Below are 19315 nucleotides of genomic sequence, written 5' to 3' on the forward strand. Positions count from 1 at the left end.
CATTGAACGGAATCAATAGTGACTAGGATGGTTGCTACTAAGGACGGGAAATGGACACCTCTGGACGAGGCAAGGATTTGAACATCAGGATGATGTCAGGGACACCGCTCAGGGAACAAGTGATGAGAGCTAACGAGGATAGTTAGCAGACCAGGATAAGGTCATTAAGGACACCGCTAGGAAGGCGACGTAAGGATTAAGCTGACGGATTCAGCACACTATCATGGATTAGATGCATGGAGCACTCTTAGTAGCCGGATTGCTGCGAGTAAGACTATAACCCCGATGGGCGCAAGCCCTCGGGGTTTTTCTTTGCCTAAAGTTTTTCTCATCTGCACCGTTAAATCGCGCTTTCGAACTCCATTTATCATTCCATTTTTTCCTGCGTTAGCGACACCAAAACTGCACAAACAAAAAGAGCCGCCGAAGCAGCTCTTAAGTTGATGATACCAATCACAGTAAATAAGTGATCAGAAATAGCGTAGGGAAAATGCTTGAGAACAAGGCGCAATTTTTCGATAAGTAGTTATTCTACAATCAAAAATTGCAACGCAGTTATCGAGTATTTTAACAAGCTAGAATGACCAGTTATTCACTACGATTGGTATGAGTTTTGGTCAAGCCTTACAGTTTCTCTAGTCGTGCGTAAGCAGTTACCAACCATTTGATGCCTTCACCGTTAAAGGCAATCTGTACACGGCTCTGTGGACCACTGCCTTCGAAGTTGATGATGGTGCCTTCACCAAATTTTGGATGCATCACACGAGAACCTAGCGTAAAGCCGGTTTCATTAAAGCTCTCTTTCACAACAGTTTGGCTAAATCGACCACTGCTTGAAGGACGGCTAACTTGCGCCTTCATTCGTACTTCATCTAAACAAGTTTCTGGCAGTTCACGGATAAAGCGAGACGGTTTATGGTATTTATCCTGACCGTACAAACGACGCATTTCAGCATAAGTGATGTACAGTTTCTGCATTGCACGGGTCATGCCTACGTAACACAGACGGCGTTCTTCTTCTAAGCGCCCTGCTTCTTCTGCCGACATTTGGCTTGGGAACATGCCTTCTTCCACACCGACCATAAACACCAATGGGAACTCTAGACCTTTCGCACTGTGTAATGTCATGAGCTGAACCGCATCTTCAAATTCGTCCGCTTGTCCTTCGCCCGCTTCTAGTGCTGCGTGGGTTAGGAATGCCGTCAGCAGTGACATGTCTTCGGCTTCTTCTGGTTTCTCGAATTGGCGAGTTGCGGTCACCAATTCCTCCAAGTTCTCAATACGTGCCTTAGACTTTTCGCCCTTCTCTTGCTCGTACATCGCGAACAAGCCCGAGTATTTAATTACATGGTCAGTTTGGTGATGCAGCGGCATCTCTAAGGTGTCGTCTTCTAGCGCGGTGACAAGCTCGATAAAACGGCTCAGAGCACCAGCAGCGCGACCAGCAAGCACCTTCTCGTCCAACATTGCCACACTCGCTTCCCACATAGTGCAACCACGGTCACGAGCCGCAAAACGGATGGTTTCAAGCGTCTTATCACCCAAACCACGCGTTGGCGTATTCACCACACGTTCAAACGCCGCATCATCGTTACGGTTGGCAATCAGACGCATGTAGCTCAAGGCATCTTTGATTTCCTGACGTTCGAAGAATCGCATGCCGCCGTAGATACGGTAAGGCAGACCGGCTTGAATTAACGCTTCTTCCAGAACACGCGACTGGGCGTTGTTACGGTAAAGCATCGCAGCGTCATTCAGAGCACCGCCCTTGTCTTGCCACTCTTTGATTTTGTTCACCGCAAAACGGGCTTCATCTAATTCGTTGTAAGCGCTGTAAACCGAGATAGGCTCACCGACCACGCCATCCGTCCACAACTCTTTACCCATACGCTCGGTGTTATTCGCAATCAGGGTGTTAGATGCTTCCAGAATGGTCTTAGTGGAACGGTAGTTTTGCTCAAGACGAATGGTATTCACGCTTGGGAATTCGAGCGTAAACTTCTCAATGTTCTCGACTTTTGCACCACGCCAGCCATAAATCGACTGGTCGTCATCACCTACGATCATCACGTGACACTCAGGACCCGCCATCATACGTAGCCAAGCATATTGAATGTTGTTGGTATCTTGGAACTCATCCACCAAGATATGCTTAAAGCGTGCTTGGTAGTGTTCACGGACGAACTTGTTATCACGCAGTAGCTCATGTGCGCGCAGCAAGATTTCCGCAAAATCGACTAAACCAGCACGATCACACGCTTCTTGGTAAGCGGTGTACAACTGTAGATATGTCTTGGTTACTGGATCATGGTACGCATCAATGTGCGACGGGCGCAGACCTTCGTCTTTCTTGCCGTTAATCCACCATGCCACTTGGCGTGCCGGCCACTGCTTCTCATCGAGGTTTTGCGCTTTAATCAAACGCTTTAGTAGACGCTGTTGGTCGTCACTGTCAATGATTTGGAAATCTTCCGGTAGCTTCGCATCAAGATAGTGTGCACGCAGAATACGGTGACAAATGCCGTGGAAAGTACCATTCCACATACCGCCTGCACTGCCCATCATTAGCTCTTCGATACGTCCACGCATCTCTGCCGCCGCCTTATTGGTAAAGGTTACCGACATAATTGAAAACGGAGAAGCTTGCTCGACCGACATCAGCCAAGCGATACGGTGAACAAGAACGCGTGTCTTACCACTTCCTGCGCCAGCAAGAACGAGCAAGTTTTCTAGAGGTGCTGCAACGGCTTCACGTTGTTTATCGTTCAAACCGTCGAGTAATAGAGATGGATCCATCATGATGAGAGCTACTGGTTATTTATACATAAAAACCGATTATAACCTAAACAACCGGGTGCTGTTTAGACAAAACTTGATAAAAAAATCGATGTTTTTTTACCCAACACATCAATTAGTTATACCTATTTAACCCTACAAACCCATTTGCTTCAGAAATTTTTCTGAAAGTTTTTTAGCCAGTTTCCTATCTTTTAAGTTAAGCAAGTTGATAACAAAAACGCCAAAACAGGCGATTCATCTTGCCAACTTAAAGTAAAGGAAATCATTCAGAGGAATTTATTATGAAAAAGTCGAATCTAGCTGTTACTGCTGCTGTTACTGGTCTTCTAGCTCTTGGTGGCACAATGCTAACTGCAGCTCCAGCTGTCGCTGCTGAAAAAGAAAAGTGCTATGGCGTTTCTAAAGCAGGTAAAAACGACTGTGCAACAAAAAGCAGCTCATGCGCTGGTACTTCTAAAGAAGATAACCAAAAAGACGCATTCGTAGTCGTACCAAAAGGTCTTTGTGACAAACTCGCTGGCGGTAGCACTTCTTCTTCATAATCTTTTATCGCTAGCTATTGTGAGGATGCGTTGACGCTCAACCAACGCAAAGCCAAGACGCATCCTTCTCTTCCCGCACGATTTGAAAAGGAGTTTCACGTGAAACACCACACCTTCCACGACCTTGTTGGAGTTGGATTAAGAACCCCTCACCTCGATTACTTTAGCCAATCCCAGCCTGAGTTGTCTTGGTTAGAAATCCACAGTGAAAACTATTTCCAACCCAATGCAACAGAGCGCCATCAGCTACAAACGCTTCGCGAGCAATATCAAATTAGCTGCCACGGTATTGGTTTGTCGCTAGGTTCGGTGGAACGTGTTAGTCAAAAGCATCTTGCGCAACTTAAATCACTGATTGACTCAATCGACCCAATTCTTGTTTCTGACCATTTAAGTTGGAGTGAAAACGGCGGTCACTACTTTAATGACCTGCTTCCACTTCCGTATACGGAAGAAGCGCTCAACGTGTTCACTCGTAACGTGAATGAAGTGCAGGAATATTTGCAACGCGAGATCTTGATAGAGAACCCATCTAGTTATGTGAAGTTTCAACATTCGACCATCAGCGAATGGGAGTTTCTTACCGAAGTGCAAAAGCGCACTGACTGTCGTTTATTGCTCGATCTAAACAATGTTTATGTTTCGGCGTTCAACCACGGTTTTGATTGCGACACATACCTAGATGCGATTCCAGCCGACAAAGTGGATGAGATTCACTTGGCAGGTTTTACCATCAAACAACTCGACAAAGGTGAGATATGGATTGATACCCATAGCCGCCCAGTTAGCGATGAAGTTTGGCAGTTGTTTTCACAGTGGACAAAAAAACACGGTCCACGTCATACGTTGATTGAATGGGATTTGGATATCCCCGCGCCAGAAGTCTTATTAGGAGAAGCACAGAAAGCATCGCAACTGCTGTTGCAAGGCACACTTCCAAGTGAACAAAGCGAACCAAGGAAGGCATCATGAATCTAGCCACCTTACAAAGCCAGTTTGCTAAAGCCCTACACTATCAAGCACTCGGCGAAGATTGCGATATTGCCAGTGATACGTTTACCGCTGATGAACGCATGCAGATTTACCGCAATAACTTTATCGTCAGCTTAAGCGAGGTGTTATCCGCGACCTACCCGATGGTTGAAGCGCTGCTTGGTGAAGAATGCTTTGAACAGATAGCTCGCCAGCATGTTCTTTCTTACCCATTAGAAGAAGGAAATGTGGTGCATTATGGCGAAGGCTTTCAAGACACCATCATGCAGTTCAGTCAGGTGATCGCACAAGCACCTTACAGCCCTGAAGTCACACGCTTCGAGTGGCATATCGACCTAGCTCGTCAAGCACAGTATGAGCAATCCAATGCAGCGGAATTAAAACCGCTTGCGTTACTTGGCGAAGTGAGTGAAGAGCGACAACCCACTTTAGTCTTACACCTTAAAAAGGGCTGCCGCAGCTTTGACTCCAACTACGCAGTATTCGATCTATTTAGCGCGATTCAAACTGGGCAATTCGAACAACTTAATATCAACCAATTACAGCAAGGTGTCATATCGATTCAAGCCAATGGAGAAGCCTTGTGTCACGCACTCGATGCCGATGTGTTCCAACTGCTGCAATGTTTAGAGCAGAAGCAGAGTTTGAGCGAAATACCTGAAGTTTTACTCGCTCATCTCAATCGCATCATGGCACTCGATATTGTTGACGGCTTTACATTGCAATCAATCTAAGGAGCACTCTATGACGGATACGGTTAAAAACTTAGTGAATCGGTACGATGATTTAATCAGTGCCTTACAAGCAGGCTTTGTCCCTTTACTACTTCTCTTTTGTCGCTTTTGGGTTGCTTGGGTGTTCTTCAATTCAGGACTAATCAAAATCTCGTCTTGGGATAGCACGTTGTACTTATTTGAGCTGGAATACCAAGTGCCAATCTTGCCATGGGAATTGGCGGCTTATTTAGGTACGGCTGCGGAGTTGGTTCTACCGGTGTTCTTGGCACTAGGATTGATTACCCGCCCGATGGCAGCAATGCTGTTTGTGTTCAACATCATCGCAGTGATCTCTTACCCACTGTTGTGGGAGAAAGGTTTTTATGATCACCAACTTTGGGGATTGATGATTCTTATCGTAATCGTATGGGGGCCAGGACCGCTGTCTTTGGACCACATCCTGAAAAAGAAAATGACGAGCTAAAAAAATCCCCGCATCATGCGGGGATTTTTTATTATTTATTCAAGTAAGCCAGTAGCTCTTCTGCTGAGATACCTTGCTGAGCGAGGTCTTTTGCCATCTGCTCGACTTGTTCATCTTTGCGTGACTCAATCACTTGCTGAAATTGGTACACGATATCACGCAAAATTGGCAGAGGTACTTGTTTAGCCGCACTACGAATACGCTCGGAGCTTTGATTACCCAGCTCATTAAGCAACTTGCCAAACATCACCTTTTCTGGTGAATCTTCCATTTGCTCTAGAATACGAGCCATTTCATACGTGGTTAACGACATTACTTTTTGAGTTCCGTTATGGTGTCAGGAAAAGTCTGAGTGACAAATATACACGCCTTACTTACATTGGAAAATACTAAATTACACTGATTTACGCTTTCGCAAAGCTCGAGTGCCAGTTCTTCCCTGCTTTTGTAAACAGAACGACCAACGCAGGTAATAGGACCCACATATGAATTGCGATCAAGGTTTGTGGATCCAGAGATAAGCGTTGCAGTGTACCCACCAACAAACCAGAGCCACTCATTTGGAACAATCCAAGCAGTGCAGCTGCCGTGCCCGCCTTATCACCAAACGGTTCTAACGCTTTCCCTGCCGCTGCACCCAGAATGAATGCAAAACCTACAGAAGACATGAAGATAGGTAGCATGAAAGAAAGCGCGGTATTCTGACCATTCATCACTAGCATGATCACACCTGCGAGACCCAGAGTTGAGATCCCGGTGACCAAGGTGTTGTGAGTTCCAACGCGCTCCATAAACTTAGGCGCCAGCATACATGCCGCAATGTTTATCACCGCATTTACACCAAACCAGAAAGTGAATTCATTCATCGACAGCCCCATCCCCGTCATCAATACCGACGGTGCTGAGGTAACGTAAGCAAGAATAACCGCCATCGCCATCAAGCATAATGACGCATGGAAAACAAAAGATGGTGTGCTAAGCACTGCCCAATACCGACTAAGCTTAAACACGGCTTGCTTTTCTGTTGACGGGTTAGTCTCTTTCATCATGAAAAACATCAATGATCCAGACACCACAGCAAAACCCGCCATAAAGCTAAAGTTAGCACGCCAGTCAAATTGCTGAGTTAACCAGCTACCTAGAATTGGAGCTAAAGCCGGAATGAAACAAATCGCACCGTTAAGGTAGCTGATCATTTTGCCGCTTTTTTCCGGGCCAAAGATATCGCGAACTGTTGCAAAGGCTGCTACCGATGTCGCACACGCACCTAAGCCTTGTAGCAGTCGGGAAACCAACATCCACTCAATATTTTGAGCACTCCACGCCAATAAAGCGCTCATCGCGTAAATGGTGATACCGCCCAATGCAACAGTTCGACGTCCGAGTTTATCTGCTAAGGGACCTGCGAATAGCTGACCAACACCCATAGCAAATAAGAACCAAGTGATCGTGTCTTGTGCTAGCGCATTATCGACCTGAAAAGTGGAAGCAATAAGAGGTAAAGCAGGTAGATAAATATCAATCGCTAAAGGACTGAAAAGAACCAAAAGGGTCAATAACGCCATCTGTTTTTTACTATTAGAAAACTGGCTAGACACACAACACTCCGAATTGGATAAAGAACTTTGGGTAAAGCTTAATCATCTGATGATATGAATGGAAATGATGTATAATCATGAGCATTATTCCTCAGAGGAAATTCACTGTGAACGTCGAAAAACTGGCTCGTATCGATTTAAATCTATTGGTCTGCTTTAAAGTGCTGATTGAAGAGTTAAATGTTACTCGTGCGGCCCACCGATTGTGCTTAAGCCAATCTGCCGTCAGTAAATCACTGGCTAAACTGCGCATTCAATTTGATGACCCTCTTTTCACTCGAAACTCACATGGATTAACACCTACGCCGCGCGCATTGTTTCTTAAACCGAAACTGGATCTGTTGATAAATCAGTTAGAAGTGCTGACTCAACCCGAAGAGTTTTCTCCGCAAAGCAGCGAATACCGTTTTCAAATAGCAGCGGTAGAGAGTGTCTACCCTCTCATTCTACCCCATTTCTTACCGGCGATTTTTCAACAAGCACCTGGCGTGACAATTAGCACACACCCGTGGTCGGATAATACATTTAAAATGCTTCAACGCGGCGAACTGGATTTAGGCTTAACTGGAAAAGATATCGATATAAACGATGCCAAGCTGACTCTTCAACCACCCGATGACATTTGCGAGTTGGAAATTTATCGTGATTACCAAATGTGCATCATTCGCAAAAACCATCCTGCGCTAAAACAACCTTGGAATCTGGAAGCCTATCTCGCCCTACGCCATGTACAAGTACGCTGTGATGGCAACGACCGTTGGTTGCTGGATTATCGCCTTGCAGATATTGGCGCCGACCGCGATATTGCCGTCACCGTGCCCGACTTTAACAGTGCCGCAAGTTTATGTTCATACACCGACTTTATCTTTACTGCGCCAAGTCATTTTGTGCAACTTGCGGCCAAACAGCTTGATTTGGTCGTGCTGCCACTACCGTTAGAATTCCCACCTATGGCTTACACTTTATTCTGGCACCGAGATAGAGAAAACGACCCTGCATTAGGCTGGCTACGTACGATGATCACACAAAAAACCGATCACCTTAGATAAAAACACCGCACTCAATTTGCGCTTAGCGGCTAAAATGAGTAGCTTAACTGTCGTAGTCCTTTTTGGCTCATCTATGGCCTAGTTGTACTCCGACTCTATTGAAGTGATTGCGAACCTCAATGGAATCGTAAACTGCATGAAGCAGATGGAAACAGCTCCCACACCTGAGCATGAAGGAGCGGTAATTTGAAGGAATAACACAGATGCACAACGATACCCAAAGCCGCGTGAATGCAATTCGCGAATGGCTAGCACAACATAATATTGATGCCCTACTTGTCCCACATGAAGACGAGTACTTGGGCGAATACGTACCAGCGCACAACGAGCGTTTACATTGGCTAACTGGCTTTACTGGTTCTGCTGGTGCTGCGGTAATCACCAAAGACAAAGCCGCTATCTTTGTTGATGGTCGCTACACAGTACAAGTAACAAAGCAGGTTCCTGCTGATCTATTCGAATACCGTCACTTGATTGAAGAGCCTGCACTAGATTGGATTAAAGACCATCTTGCAAATGACGCGTCTGTGGCAATCGACCCTCGCATGCACAACTCTGCTTGGCTAGACATGGCACAAGCAAAACTTGCAGGTACCCTTGAGCTTAAGATTCTCGATAGCAACCCAATTGATGAACTGTGGCACGACCGCCCTGCTCCTGTGGTTTCTGATGTTCGCCTAATGGCAACAGAAACAGTTGGACAATCAAGTGAAAGCAAACGCCAAGAAATCGCAGAGCTCGTGAAAAAAGCCGGTGCAGACAGCGCAGTGATCACAGCACTTGATTCTATCTGTTGGTTGCTCAACGTTCGTGGTCTAGATGTCTCACGTCTACCAGTTCTTCTTTCTCACGCGATTCTGCACTCAGACTCAAGCGTGGAATACTTCCTAGATCCTGCTCGCCTACCTGCTGAGTTTGACGCTCATGTTGGTGCCGGCGTGACGGTTCATCACCCAGAAGCATTGCAAGCACGACTAGAAAACCTAACTGGCAAGAATGTACTGGTTGACCCTGCGACAAGTAACGCGTGGTTTAAGCTGGTTCTACAAAACGCTGGCGCATCTGTGGTGAGTAAAGCTGATCCATGCCTAATGCCAAAAGCAGCAAAGAACGCTGTTGAAATCGCAGGCATGAAAGCATGTCATATCCGTGATGGCGTAGCGATGAGTAAGTTCCTTTCTTGGTTAGATGCTGAAGTCGTTGCGGGTAACCTGCATGATGAAGCGACGCTGGCAGACAAACTGGAAGCGTTCCGCAGCGAAGACCCGACACTTATGGATCTTAGCTTCGATACTATCTCGGCAGCAGGTGGCAACGCGGCGATGTGTCACTATAATCACGAGAACCAACCTGAACCTGGCAAGCTAGAACTGAACACACTTTACCTAGTGGATTCAGGCGGTCAGTACCTAGATGGCACGACAGACATCACGCGTACCATCGCGATCGGTCAGCCTTCACAAGAGATGATTAAACAATTCACTCTCGCGCTAAAAGGCCACATCGGTGTTGCACGTGCACGTTTCCCGAAAGGCACACGTGGTTACCAAATCGATACGCTAGCTCGTCAGCACCTGTGGGCGGAGGGCTACGATTACGATCACGGTACTGGTCACGGTGTTGGTCACTTCCTAAGTGTTCATGAAGGTCCAGCAAGCATTTCGAAGAAGCAAATCGACGTGCCTCTAACAGAAGGCATGGTGCTGTCCAACGAGCCAGGTTACTACCGTGCGGATGCGTTTGGTATCCGTATCGAGAACCTAGAGCTTGTTGTTGAAACCCCAACTAACGGTGACTTCCCTGTTCTGTCATTCGAGTCGCTAACACGCTGTCCAATCGACAAGCGCAACATCAATGTTGATATGCTAACTCGTCCAGAGCTTGCTTGGTTGAATGATTACCATCAGAAGGTATGGGATGAGATCAGCCCACTTGTTGAGGGTGATGTGAAAGAGTGGCTTCGTCAAGCAACGCTACCAGTAGCACACAGCTAGAAGCTAGAAGCTAGAAGCTAGAAGCTAGAAGCTAGAAAAAAGTAGAGGGTTGATGTTTTGCATCAACCCTCTTTTCTTTACTTATGTTTCACGTGAAACATAACGATGACCAGTGTCTTTATTTGCTGATTAACCAGAATACGCCGAGTGCCAATCTCGCCATACAGGGTCAAACCCTTTGGCTCGAATCATATCTTCCACAGAACCTGCGCTTCGCTCATCACTGATCTCAAACTGCTCGAGTTCAACATCATCCATCGCATAACCACCCGGCTGAGTTTTCGATGCAGCAGACATACTGGTAATGCCTAAAGGCAATGCGTTATCTCTAAACTTCGGTGACTCACGAGTCGATAATGACAACTCCACTTCTGGATTCAACAAACGATAAGCGCAAATCAGCTGAACAAGTTGCTTATCCGTCATGACTGATTTGGGTTGGAGCGCACCCTCACAAGGACGCAAACGCGGGAAAGAAATCGAGTAACGAGTCTGCCAATACGTGCGCTCAAGATAGTCCAAGTGCGCTGCCACATAAAAACAGTCGGTACGCCACTCTTCCAACCCTATTAAAGCACCAATACCGATCTTATCGATGCCCGCCTTTGCAAGACGATCGGGTGTATCCAATCGGTATTCGAAATCCATCTTGTTGCCACGCAAATGGTGCTCGGCGTAAGTCGAAGGATGATACGTTTCTTGATAGACCATCACCGCATCCAAACCCAATGTCTTGAGCTCAGCGTATTCGTCTTGATCAAGTGGCTGTACTTCCATCGCCAAATAGTTAAAGCGCTTCTTAATCATAGGCACCATTTCGCGGAAGTATTTCATACCCACTTTAGTTTCGTGCTCGCCAGTCACCAGCAATACGCTATCAAACTTCATGCGTTTAATGGCTTCAACCTCTGCAACCACTTCGTCCCGATTCAAGGTACGACGTTTGATTCTGTTCTCCATCGAGAAGCCACAATAAGTACAAACATTGGCGCACAAGTTAGAAAGGTACAATGGAATATAAAGCGACATGGTATTGCCAAAACGCTTGCGAGTTGCCGAGTATGACAACTGCGCCATTTGCTCTAAGTACGCTTCAGCCGCTGGTGAAATTAGCGCTTTAAAGTCTTCCAAATCACGCTTGGGTTTATTCAATGCTCGCTCGACGTCTTTTGCCGTTTTCGCATAGATCGACATCGAAATGTCATCCCAATTAAGCTGCTTAAATTGTTCAACGAAGCTCATGTTTTCCTCGCTTATTAGCTAAATCAATCTAGGGCTAAAGCTCATCTAGGAATGACGTCAGTGGACTCGACGCAACCGCATGAGAAACCTTACCAGCAAGTCCGGCTTCATAAGCCATACGCCCCGACTCTACCGCCAACTTAAATGCCTTCGCCATCGCAACAGGATCGCTCGAAGCTGCAATAGCAGTATTAACGAGAACGGCATCCGCGCCCATTTCCATCGCACGCGCGGCATGTGAAGGAGCACCGATACCCGCATCGACAACCACAGGAACATTAGCTTGGTCGATAATGATCTCTAGGAAATCGTGAGAAACTATCCCTTTGTTGGAACCGATCGGTGCACCTAATGGCATGACCGCAGCACAGCCCACTTCCTCCAATCGTTTACACAGAACTGGGTCAGCATGACAATAAGGAAGCACAATGAAGCCTTCACGAACCAGTTGTTCAGCGGCCGCAAGTGTCTCAATTGGATCGGGCATCAAGTACTTCGGGTCTGGGTGAATTTCAAGCTTTAGCCAGTTTGTACCTAACGCTTCTCTCGCCAATTGTGCTGCAAACACAGCATCTTTAGCATTCTTTGCACCTGAGGTATTCGGCAATAAGTTCACGCCCGCTTGTACTAGCGGCAGCAAAATATCGTCTTGTTGGTCGTTAACATCCACACGCTTCAACGCCATGGTCGCAAGTTGAGAACCCGATACTTGAATCGCTTCTGCCATTAATCGGCTGTTAGCAAACTTCCCTGTTCCCGTGAACAGTCTTGATTCGAATTGTTTATCACCAATTTTAAGCATCGACTTTAACCCCCTGCGATCGCTTGAAACAAAGAGATGCTATCTCCCTGTGAAAGAACTGTGCTAGCCCACTCACTGCGCGGCACAACATTGTTGTTAATTGCAAAAACACAGCCCATTTCGGGCAGCGCAAATTGACTAATGATTTGCTGTAGATTCGACTCACTGGCAACTTGATGTGACTGGTCATTGATGACAATAGTGATCACATCTAAGTCAGCTGCTGTCATTTGTATTGTTTGTTGTTCTGATAACGTCATTGCTTCCAACTCTCTTAATTCTGCCCATTACTCGTAAACTAAATCTGAGCACACACTTGGCACTGTTTATCTTTACTTATCGCCATGGTTTGCCATTGCAGCTTCAATCCATCGAACAGGTGTAACTTGGCAGTCTCGACATGAAACTTTCCCGTCGCCAGTTTTTGAATTGCCGCTATCGCTTGGTAGTTGCCAAGTGTACCCACCACCGGACCGACGACACCGCTCTCACTGCACTTTTGCGTTTGCGGTAATTCGTCGAACGGATACAAACAGCGGTAACAGGCTTTACTCTGCGCTTCTTGTTCACTTGGTGTTTGGTAATCAAAGACAGCGAATTGGCCTTGCCAACCAATTGCCGCCGCCGAGATGAGCGGCGTATTTTGCTCGAAACAAACTTGGTTAATTAGCTGGCGCGTTGGCATGTTATCGGTGCAGTCGAGCACCACATCCGCTAGCATCACCTCAAGCTGCAGCTGTGCTTTGTCCAATCGCTTATTGAGAGCACGAATTTGAACCATAGAATTAAGTTCAGTAAGTTGCTTTACAGTCGCTTCTGTTTTCGCAACTTGGAGGTCTTGTTCACGATAAATGATCTGACGCTGTAGGTTACTGCTATCAACTTCATCGTCATCAACCACAACCAATTTACCAACGCCCGCGGATGCCAAGTACAAACTCGCTGCGCTCCCTAAACCACCACAACCGATGATCAGCACATGCGATTTGTTCAAACGCTCTTGCCCAATTTCGGCAATTTCAGGCAGAGCGACTTGGCGCTGATAGCGAAGGAACTGCTTATCCGTGAGCATGTTCGCCTCTCTTGGTATCCGCTAATTCACTATTCTGATCAGTAAACGTTAGCTGTCTTTGCTTCATCAGTTGTGCGAAGAACTCGATGACGGACTGAGGTGATTCTGCCAACGTAATAGCTCGCACAACTGCCAAACTAGAAACACCTGTTTGCCAAACTTGGGCTGCATTAGATTGGTCAATACCACCAATCGCAACCGTCGGAAAGCCAAGCACATAGTCACTACCTACTTTGTCTTCTGAAGGACGGAAAGCAGCCTCTGTATTTGTATAAGGAATGCTATCAATCAACTTTTGATACAAAGCTAAGCGCACCAAACCTTGTGGTTTCGATGGCATCTGTTTAGTGGTGGTTGGGAAAATATGCCCTAGCGCGATGTAACTAGGATGAATTTGTACGATGCGCAGTAGTTCGTAATAACCATGCGTAGAAAGACCAAGACGAATGCCGGCTTTAGTTAGCTGAGCCAAATTCGATTCTTCTATGTCTTCTTGTCCCAGGTGAACGCCATAAGCGCCATGCTTGATTGCCAACTGCCAGTAGTCATTTATGAACACTTGTGCTTGATACTGACGACCTAGCTCAATTGCTCGAATGATCTGTTGTTCTAAATCGGCTTGTTGTGGGTTCTTTATTCGCAGTTGAATAGTGTTGATGCCTAGTGGCAGTAGACGCTCAATCCAAGCAACATCATCAACGACTGGATAGAGCCCTAGACTTTGCTTAGTTAGAGTTGGAAAGCTAACGCTCTCACCTTGTGCAGACCAACCAACTTGAATATCGAGTCGGTTATCCTCCAGTACAGGTGTGGGGAAATCATCAAATTGGTCAGCCCACTGAGTAGATCGTCCCTCATCAAGGTTGTCATTCAACAGTGTTTCACGTGAAACATTCGCTTGTTGAGTTAGGATTCCTCGAGCAAGTGTTAACGCATCTTCGATAGGAAAATCGAGTACTGTCAGCGTTACTATCCAAGCAAGGTGATGTTCAGGATCGAACATTGCGTTGAATTTGGACTTAACGGAAAGCGCTCTCACTTCGTTGTTAATTGGGTGACGCCAGATATCAAGCTGAAGCACTTTCTCCTTTTCATCGGATACCTGAGTATCAGCAATACCAATATAAATCGCTTTCGACGGTTGCTTAGCACACGCTTCTACCGACAAAGCAGAACGGTAATAGAGCACAAATGAACTCTCATGCTCAGAGTCATAATCATCAATGAGATCAGTCGTTATGTGTGTGGTCTGTTGGCCGCGAACAAGCTGAATAGATTGAGTTGGGCTCACACCCAACTCAATGTCTTCTATGCTAAAACCCTGTTCTTTCGCCAACAACAAACATTGCTGAACTAAACCTGTCAGTTCAATCAACGATGACGGAATAAGGATTTTGCTCATTAGTCACTTACCTCGGCATGTGCTGCTGGGTGGTATAGCTCGGAACCTGACTCTCTAAATTCTTGCGATTTCTGACGCATCCCTTCAAGAGGATCATCTAGCATTTTAATCGAGATAGCTTGGTCCGCAGCAACTTGCTCAGTGTCTTTCGCGTACTCTCGTACCTCTTGCGAAATCTTCATCGAGCAGAACTTTGGTCCGCACATCGAACAGAAGTGAGCAACTTTGCCGGACTCTTGAGGTAAGGTTTCATCATGGAAAGCGCGCGCGGTATCTGGGTCGAGTGACAAGTTGAATTGATCTTCCCAGCGGAACTCGAAGCGAGCTTTAGAAAGCGCATTATCACGAACTTGAGCACCTGGGTGCCCTTTCGCTAAATCAGCGGCGTGCGCAGCAAGCTTATAAGTGATCATGCCTACTTTCACATCTTCTTTGTTTGGTAAGCCAAGATGCTCTTTAGGAGTGACGTAGCAAAGCATCGCACAGCCATACCAACCAATCATGGCAGCGCCGATGCCTGAAGTAATATGGTCGTAACCAGGAGCGACGTCTGTCGTCAGTGGGCCAAGCGTGTAGAATGGTGCTTCATGGCAGTGCTCCAACTGCTCTTCCATATTCTCTTTGATCATGTGCATTGGAACATGACCAGGACCTTCGATAATCACCTGTACGTCATATTCCCACGCAATCTTGGTTAACTCACCAAGGGTACGAAGCTCTGAAAATTGCGCTTCGTCGTTAGCATCAGCAACCGAGCCAGGACGCAGACCATCACCGAGAGAAAGTGCCACATCATACTTAGCACAGATTTCACAGATCTCTCGGAAGTGGGTATATAAGAAGCTTTCTTGGTGATGCGCTAAACACCATTTCGCGATGATAGAACCACCACGAGAGACGATGCCAGTAACGCGTTTTGCAGTCATTGGCACATAACGAAGTAGTAAACCGGCATGGATAGTAAAGTAGTCAACGCCCTGCTCTGCTTGCTCAATCAGGGTATCGCGCATCACTTCCCAGTTAAGGTTTTCCGCAACACCATTCACTTTCTCAAGCGCTTGATACATTGGTACGGTACCGATCGGAACCGGACTGTTACGTAGAATCCACTCGCGAGTTTCGTGGATGTTACGTCCAGTAGAGAGATCCATAACGGTATCGCCACCCCAGCGCGTTGCCCATACTAACTTTTCTACTTCTTCCTCAATCGAAGAAGTGACCGATGAGTTACCGATGTTGGCGTTCACTTTGACCAAAAAGTTACGTCCAATGATCATTGGTTCGGATTCTGGGTGGTTAATATTTGAAGGGATAATAGCGCGACCTTCGGCGACTTCTTTACGCACGAATTCGGCGGTAATATCTTTTGGTAGGTTCGCTCCGAAGCTTTGACCCGGATGCTGTTGATTCAGCACTTCATCGCGATACTTGGCACGCCCCATGTTTTCACGCAGCGCGATATATTCCATTTCTGGGGTAATAATACCTTTGCGAGCATAGTGCAATTGAGTCACACAATGGCCATCTTTGGCACGTCGAATACGTGGTAGATTACCGTAACGAAGACCGTCTAGTGTTTCGTCTTCTAAGCGTTCTTTGGTGTACACCGAGCTTACTTCATCAAGTAGCTCAGTATCGGCGCGCTCTTCAATCCACCCTTCTCTCAGCTTAGGTAAGCCGTTATAGAGGTCTATGGTGTGCTCTGGATCTGTGTATACACCCGACGTATCGTAAACGCGTACTGGCTCATTAGGTTCGAATATAGGCGCTTCTTTTGTGCCTCCAATAAGGCTATCAGCGAGTGATATTTCACGCATTGGCACACGAATATCTGGACGTGAGCCTTCTACGTAGACTTTGCTTGAATTGGGGTACGGTTGTACCGAGAGTGTATCAATGAACTGTTTTGCTTCCAGTCTCGCTTGTTTGCGACTCGACATAGCATTTTTCCTTGCTTTGTTATACTAGATAAAAAGTAATTGGATAAAAATGCTTGGCGGATAGATGCGACAAGAGGAGTCAAATTAAGGCTAGTTAAAGCTTACGATATTTGCCTGTAACAACATTCGACTTTTGATAGATCAACCAGAAAGAACTCCGGTGTGAATATCTTCTCTTGTTCCCTTCGCAGATTCTAATCTGATCAGGTTCAACGGATCCCGAATTAACGGTCTCAGCCTTATGGCACTCCGACAAGTGATGTCAGTATATAAAAACGGCTTGGTGAAACCAAGCCGACCTGTTCAATTTTTAACTACTTTGCTAGCTGCGCATCAATAATTGAAAGCCTATCCACGCCGCTGAAATACTTAACACGACATTCAACAATACGTTCAACCCCATCTTAAAGAAAGCGCCCTGCTGCATAAGCAAAACATTATCCATCGAGAAGGTGGAAAACGTCGTTAGTGCGCCTAAAAAACCCAAGCCAATCACTTGTCGCCAAGGTTCCGTTGCCAAAAGTTCATTATCGAAAGCTGCTATCAATAAGCCCATCATAAATGAGCCAACAACGTTAACGGTTAACGTACCATATGGAAAACCACGCCCCAATAAAATGACACAAAGTTCAGAAATTAAGTAACGAGAACATGCACCAAATGCACCACCCAATGCAATAAAACCCAAAACGGATAGTTGTCCCATAATTCCCCCAGAAAAGTTAATGGCGACATTGTAATCAAATTTACGGCAATAGTGATTATACAATCTTAGAATTCAGCAAATTATAGCGCTTAAAACTTATCAAGATTTAAAAAGTTACAGGAGTCACTTTACTTCAATATAACCCATCAACCCCGTCTTCATGTGTTCGATCACATGACAATGGTACATCCAACGTCCAGGGTTATCTGCAACAAATGCCGCTTTCGCACTGCCGTTTTTTCCAAGCAAGACCGTATCGGTATGAAACGGTTCGTCGAGTTTTTTTCCATCTAACTCAAGAACCGTAAATGTGTGTCCATGAAGGTGAATAGGATGATGATATTGGGTGACGTTCTTTAGGTTGAAGATATAGGTTTTTCCCATCTCCAATGTTGAAAGGGGCGCTGGAATATTATCTTTGCTCATTCCCTCCCAAGCCCGTTTGTTCATCAGCCAGAATTTAGGTATCGCTTTGCCCGATTTATCAGCAGGAGTGATCGCCCCCTCCCACTCAAACACATAATCGATTTGCTCTGCATTTTTCAAATCGAGAGCTGGCACAGGGTTGAGAGGTAATAAAGGCAGTTTCTGGTTGTTCGACAGGTCAGACTCAACAACGTCAAACTCGCACAAAGGGAATGGGAAGCGTCCTTTCATTTGACGCACATAAACACGTTTTCCAACCTTCGGAGCAATCAATCCGATATCTAACCTCATTCCTGGACCAATTTTGTGCTGAGTGAGCTTATAAGGCGTTTTAACAGGATTACCATCAATAGCAATAACCCAAGCCTCTGCACCTTCAATAGCGATCGGGTAAGTAATGGTATTATCGACATTAGCAATTCTTAATCGCGTAGTGGCATTCTGCTTCAGCGTATAAACAGGTTCATGCACACCATTGACGCTACTCCACTCTCCGGGAGTCCCCATACGAGCGCTCAAGCGCGGCACCATAAGGTTCTTCCACTGACCTAGTTTGTCTAAATGCCAATGCTTGAGGACGACCTCATGCTCTTCATCAAACTGAACCGGCTCTGCCTCTTCAACGACAATTAGCCCGACTAAGCCCATACCAAGCTGCTTCACACTATTCATATGTGGGTGATACCAAAATGTGCCCGCATCTGGTGGTGTAAATTCATAAACGAATGTTTCACCTGGCATGATAGGCTGCTGGCTCAAGAAAGGGACACCATCCATTTCAATAGGGATTCGCAAGCCATGCCAGTGGATTGTAGTCGGCTCTGAAAGCTTGTTAGTAAACCGAATTATAACTTTCTCGCCTTGGCGACAACGAATCACAGGCGCTGGAATCGAACCATTAAATGCGAGTACGTCTGTGTTAAACCCAGGGACCAATTCTGCAGTAGAAGGCTCTGCAGTGATATCGTATATATATTGCCCCTGCTTATTAGTGCTCCTAGATAGAGAACATGCAGGTAGAACGGCAAGCGCGGAGATTGCTAAGGATGATTGAAGAAAGCGTCGACGAGATATATCCATACATAGTTACTCATTAATCCAGATCGGTTGAGTGTAACTAAATATAAATAGTGATTCCCCTTTATTATTAAAATTTCGGGCCACTGATCATTACAGCTAACTGTAGTTTCGTTCGTTCAGTAGATTAAATGCTGCCAAAGTACAGCAGAAAGCCATACTTACGGGATAAGAGTAGAAATAAGCTGTAATAATGAGAAGAAACCAGATACAAAAAAGGCTCTGACCTAAGCCAGAGCCTGATATGTGGCAGGGGTGGAGAGATTCGAACTCCCAACACGCGGATTTGGAATCCGCTGCTCTGCCAATTGGAGCTACACCCCTATAGAATTTTCATATTCTAGATTTGACAAAACCTCGCATAAGCGAGGTTGTCGATATTAAGGGGCGGGGGGGACGGGACTTGAACCCGCGACCCCCGGCGTGAAAGGCCGGGATTTTAACCAACTGAACTACCACTCCGCAGCGGTATC

17 protein-coding genes, 2 tRNA genes and 1 riboswitch are annotated in these 19315 nt (G+C 46.1%); of the genes, 6 read left to right on the forward strand and 13 right to left on the reverse strand.

Translation table 11 applies throughout. From position 1 onward, the window contains the following. Window positions 1-624: 624 nt before the first annotated feature. Window positions 625-2799: a DNA helicase II gene (uvrD, locus tag IJ23_RS21620; protein WP_005378778.1), complete on the reverse strand. Its 2175-nt coding sequence runs from the start codon at window positions 2797-2799 to the stop codon at window positions 625-627. Window positions 2800-3080: 281 nt separating this feature from the next. On the opposite strand from uvrD, the gene IJ23_RS21625 reads away from it, so the two are divergent. The 4 genes from IJ23_RS21625 (at window position 3081) to IJ23_RS21640 (ending at window position 5534) form a co-directional block, all read left to right on the forward strand. Continuing rightward, window positions 3081-3341, forward strand: a complete 261-nt coding sequence (locus tag IJ23_RS21625; protein WP_005378779.1) for a BufA1 family periplasmic bufferin-type metallophore — start codon at window positions 3081-3083, stop codon at window positions 3339-3341. Between the two features lie 99 nt (window positions 3342-3440). Next, window positions 3441-4313: an MNIO family bufferin maturase gene (gene bufB, locus IJ23_RS21630; protein ID WP_033907320.1), complete on the forward strand. Its 873-nt coding sequence runs from the start codon at window positions 3441-3443 to the stop codon at window positions 4311-4313. Next, entirely contained in the window at window positions 4310-5068 is a 759-nt protein-coding gene (locus tag IJ23_RS21635; protein WP_033907321.1) for an HvfC/BufC N-terminal domain-containing protein, read from the forward strand. The genes bufB and IJ23_RS21635 overlap by 4 nt, the downstream gene beginning before the upstream one ends. A 10-nt stretch (window positions 5069-5078) precedes the next feature. After that, window positions 5079-5534, forward strand: coding sequence for a DoxX family protein (locus tag IJ23_RS21640; RefSeq protein ID WP_033907322.1), 456 nt, complete (start codon window positions 5079-5081; stop codon window positions 5532-5534). A 31-nt stretch (window positions 5535-5565) separates the two neighbouring features. Here IJ23_RS21640 and tsrA read toward each other — a convergent pair whose 3' ends face one another. Beyond that, window positions 5566-5847 (reverse strand): H-NS-like global regulator TsrA, encoded by a 282-nt coding sequence (gene tsrA / locus IJ23_RS21645; RefSeq protein WP_005378786.1) that lies wholly within the window; start codon window positions 5845-5847, stop codon window positions 5566-5568. Between the two features lie 91 nt (window positions 5848-5938). After that, window positions 5939-7132: a multidrug effflux MFS transporter gene (locus IJ23_RS21650; protein WP_005382927.1), complete on the reverse strand. Its 1194-nt coding sequence runs from the start codon at window positions 7130-7132 to the stop codon at window positions 5939-5941. 107 nt (window positions 7133-7239) lie between these two features. Here IJ23_RS21650 and IJ23_RS21655 point away from each other — a divergent pair, with 107 nt between their 5' ends. Both IJ23_RS21655 and IJ23_RS21660 read left to right on the forward strand, forming a co-directional pair. Continuing rightward, entirely contained in the window at window positions 7240-8181 is a 942-nt protein-coding gene (locus IJ23_RS21655) for a LysR family transcriptional regulator (RefSeq protein ID WP_005378791.1), read from the forward strand. A 203-nt stretch (window positions 8182-8384) separates the two neighbouring features. Then, on the forward strand, window positions 8385-10175 hold the full coding sequence (locus IJ23_RS21660; protein WP_033907323.1) for an aminopeptidase P family protein: 1791 nt from the start codon (window positions 8385-8387) through the stop codon (window positions 10173-10175). A gap of 129 nt (window positions 10176-10304) precedes the next feature. On the opposite strand, the gene thiH is transcribed toward IJ23_RS21660, so the two are convergent. The 10 genes from thiH to IJ23_RS21710 all read right to left on the reverse strand — a co-directional run bounded on the left by thiH (window position 10305) and on the right by IJ23_RS21710 (window position 19306). Beyond that, complete coding sequence (gene thiH / locus IJ23_RS21665; protein ID WP_033907324.1) at window positions 10305-11417, reverse strand: 2-iminoacetate synthase ThiH; 1113 nt, start codon at window positions 11415-11417, stop codon at window positions 10305-10307. A 34-nt stretch (window positions 11418-11451) separates the two neighbouring features. Continuing rightward, window positions 11452-12219, reverse strand: coding sequence for a thiazole synthase (locus IJ23_RS21670; RefSeq protein WP_005397059.1), 768 nt, complete (start codon window positions 12217-12219; stop codon window positions 11452-11454). 5 nt (window positions 12220-12224) lie between these two features. Continuing rightward, the gene (thiS, locus tag IJ23_RS21675) at window positions 12225-12479 is read right to left on the reverse strand and encodes a sulfur carrier protein ThiS (protein WP_009703038.1); all 255 of its coding nucleotides are present in this window, start codon (window positions 12477-12479) and stop codon (window positions 12225-12227) included. A gap of 38 nt (window positions 12480-12517) precedes the next feature. Beyond that, window positions 12518-13291: a HesA/MoeB/ThiF family protein gene (locus tag IJ23_RS21680; protein ID WP_005378806.1), complete on the reverse strand. Its 774-nt coding sequence runs from the start codon at window positions 13289-13291 to the stop codon at window positions 12518-12520. Further along, window positions 13278-14693: a thiamine phosphate synthase gene (locus IJ23_RS21685; protein ID WP_033907325.1), complete on the reverse strand. Its 1416-nt coding sequence runs from the start codon at window positions 14691-14693 to the stop codon at window positions 13278-13280. The genes IJ23_RS21680 and IJ23_RS21685 overlap by 14 nt, the downstream gene beginning before the upstream one ends. Next, window positions 14693-16633: a phosphomethylpyrimidine synthase ThiC gene (thiC, locus tag IJ23_RS21690; RefSeq protein ID WP_033907327.1), complete on the reverse strand. Its 1941-nt coding sequence runs from the start codon at window positions 16631-16633 to the stop codon at window positions 14693-14695. The genes IJ23_RS21685 and thiC overlap by 1 nt, the downstream gene beginning before the upstream one ends. 163 nt (window positions 16634-16796) lie before the next feature. Further along, window positions 16797-16895: riboswitch (TPP riboswitch) on the reverse strand. 60 nt (window positions 16896-16955) lie between these two features. Next, complete coding sequence (gene crcB / locus IJ23_RS21695) at window positions 16956-17339, reverse strand: fluoride efflux transporter CrcB (RefSeq protein WP_005378811.1); 384 nt, start codon at window positions 17337-17339, stop codon at window positions 16956-16958. A gap of 123 nt (window positions 17340-17462) precedes the next feature. Further along, window positions 17463-18845 carry a multicopper oxidase family protein gene (locus tag IJ23_RS21700; protein ID WP_033907328.1) on the reverse strand — a complete coding sequence of 461 codons (1383 nt, stop codon included), beginning with the start codon at window positions 18843-18845 and terminating at the stop codon, window positions 17463-17465. Window positions 18846-19089: 244 nt separating this feature from the next. After that, window positions 19090-19166: transfer RNA gene (locus IJ23_RS21705), tRNA-Trp, on the reverse strand. Between the two features lie 62 nt (window positions 19167-19228). Continuing rightward, window positions 19229-19306 (reverse strand) — tRNA-Glu (locus IJ23_RS21710). Window positions 19307-19315: the final 9 nt, after the last annotated feature.

The organism is Vibrio sp. OY15 (assembly GCF_000742455.1).
Taxonomy (GTDB): domain Bacteria; phylum Pseudomonadota; class Gammaproteobacteria; order Enterobacterales; family Vibrionaceae; genus Vibrio; species Vibrio alginolyticus.

Coding starts and splice junctions, on each gene's coding strand:
- uvrD (WP_005378778.1), bottom strand. CDS start 2,799: ATGATGGATCCATCTCTATTACTCGACGGTTTGAACGATAAACAACGT.
- IJ23_RS21625 (WP_005378779.1), top strand. CDS start 3,081: ATGAAAAAGTCGAATCTAGCTGTTACTGCTGCTGTTACTGGTCTTCTA.
- IJ23_RS21635 (WP_033907321.1), top strand. CDS start 4,310: ATGAATCTAGCCACCTTACAAAGCCAGTTTGCTAAAGCCCTACACTAT.
- IJ23_RS21640 (WP_033907322.1), top strand. CDS start 5,079: ATGACGGATACGGTTAAAAACTTAGTGAATCGGTACGATGATTTAATC.
- tsrA (WP_005378786.1), bottom strand. CDS start 5,847: ATGTCGTTAACCACGTATGAAATGGCTCGTATTCTAGAGCAAATGGAA.
- IJ23_RS21660 (WP_033907323.1), top strand. CDS start 8,385: ATGCACAACGATACCCAAAGCCGCGTGAATGCAATTCGCGAATGGCTA.
- thiH (WP_033907324.1), bottom strand. CDS start 11,417: ATGAGCTTCGTTGAACAATTTAAGCAGCTTAATTGGGATGACATTTCG.
- IJ23_RS21670 (WP_005397059.1), bottom strand. CDS start 12,219: ATGCTTAAAATTGGTGATAAACAATTCGAATCAAGACTGTTCACGGGA.
- thiS (WP_009703038.1), bottom strand. CDS start 12,479: ATGACGTTATCAGAACAACAAACAATACAAATGACAGCAGCTGACTTA.
- IJ23_RS21680 (WP_005378806.1), bottom strand. CDS start 13,291: ATGCTCACGGATAAGCAGTTCCTTCGCTATCAGCGCCAAGTCGCTCTG.
- IJ23_RS21685 (WP_033907325.1), bottom strand. CDS start 14,693: ATGAGCAAAATCCTTATTCCGTCATCGTTGATTGAACTGACAGGTTTA.
- thiC (WP_033907327.1), bottom strand. CDS start 16,633: ATGTCGAGTCGCAAACAAGCGAGACTGGAAGCAAAACAGTTCATTGAT.
- crcB (WP_005378811.1), bottom strand. CDS start 17,339: ATGGGACAACTATCCGTTTTGGGTTTTATTGCATTGGGTGGTGCATTT.
- IJ23_RS21700 (WP_033907328.1), bottom strand. CDS start 18,845: ATGGATATATCTCGTCGACGCTTTCTTCAATCATCCTTAGCAATCTCC.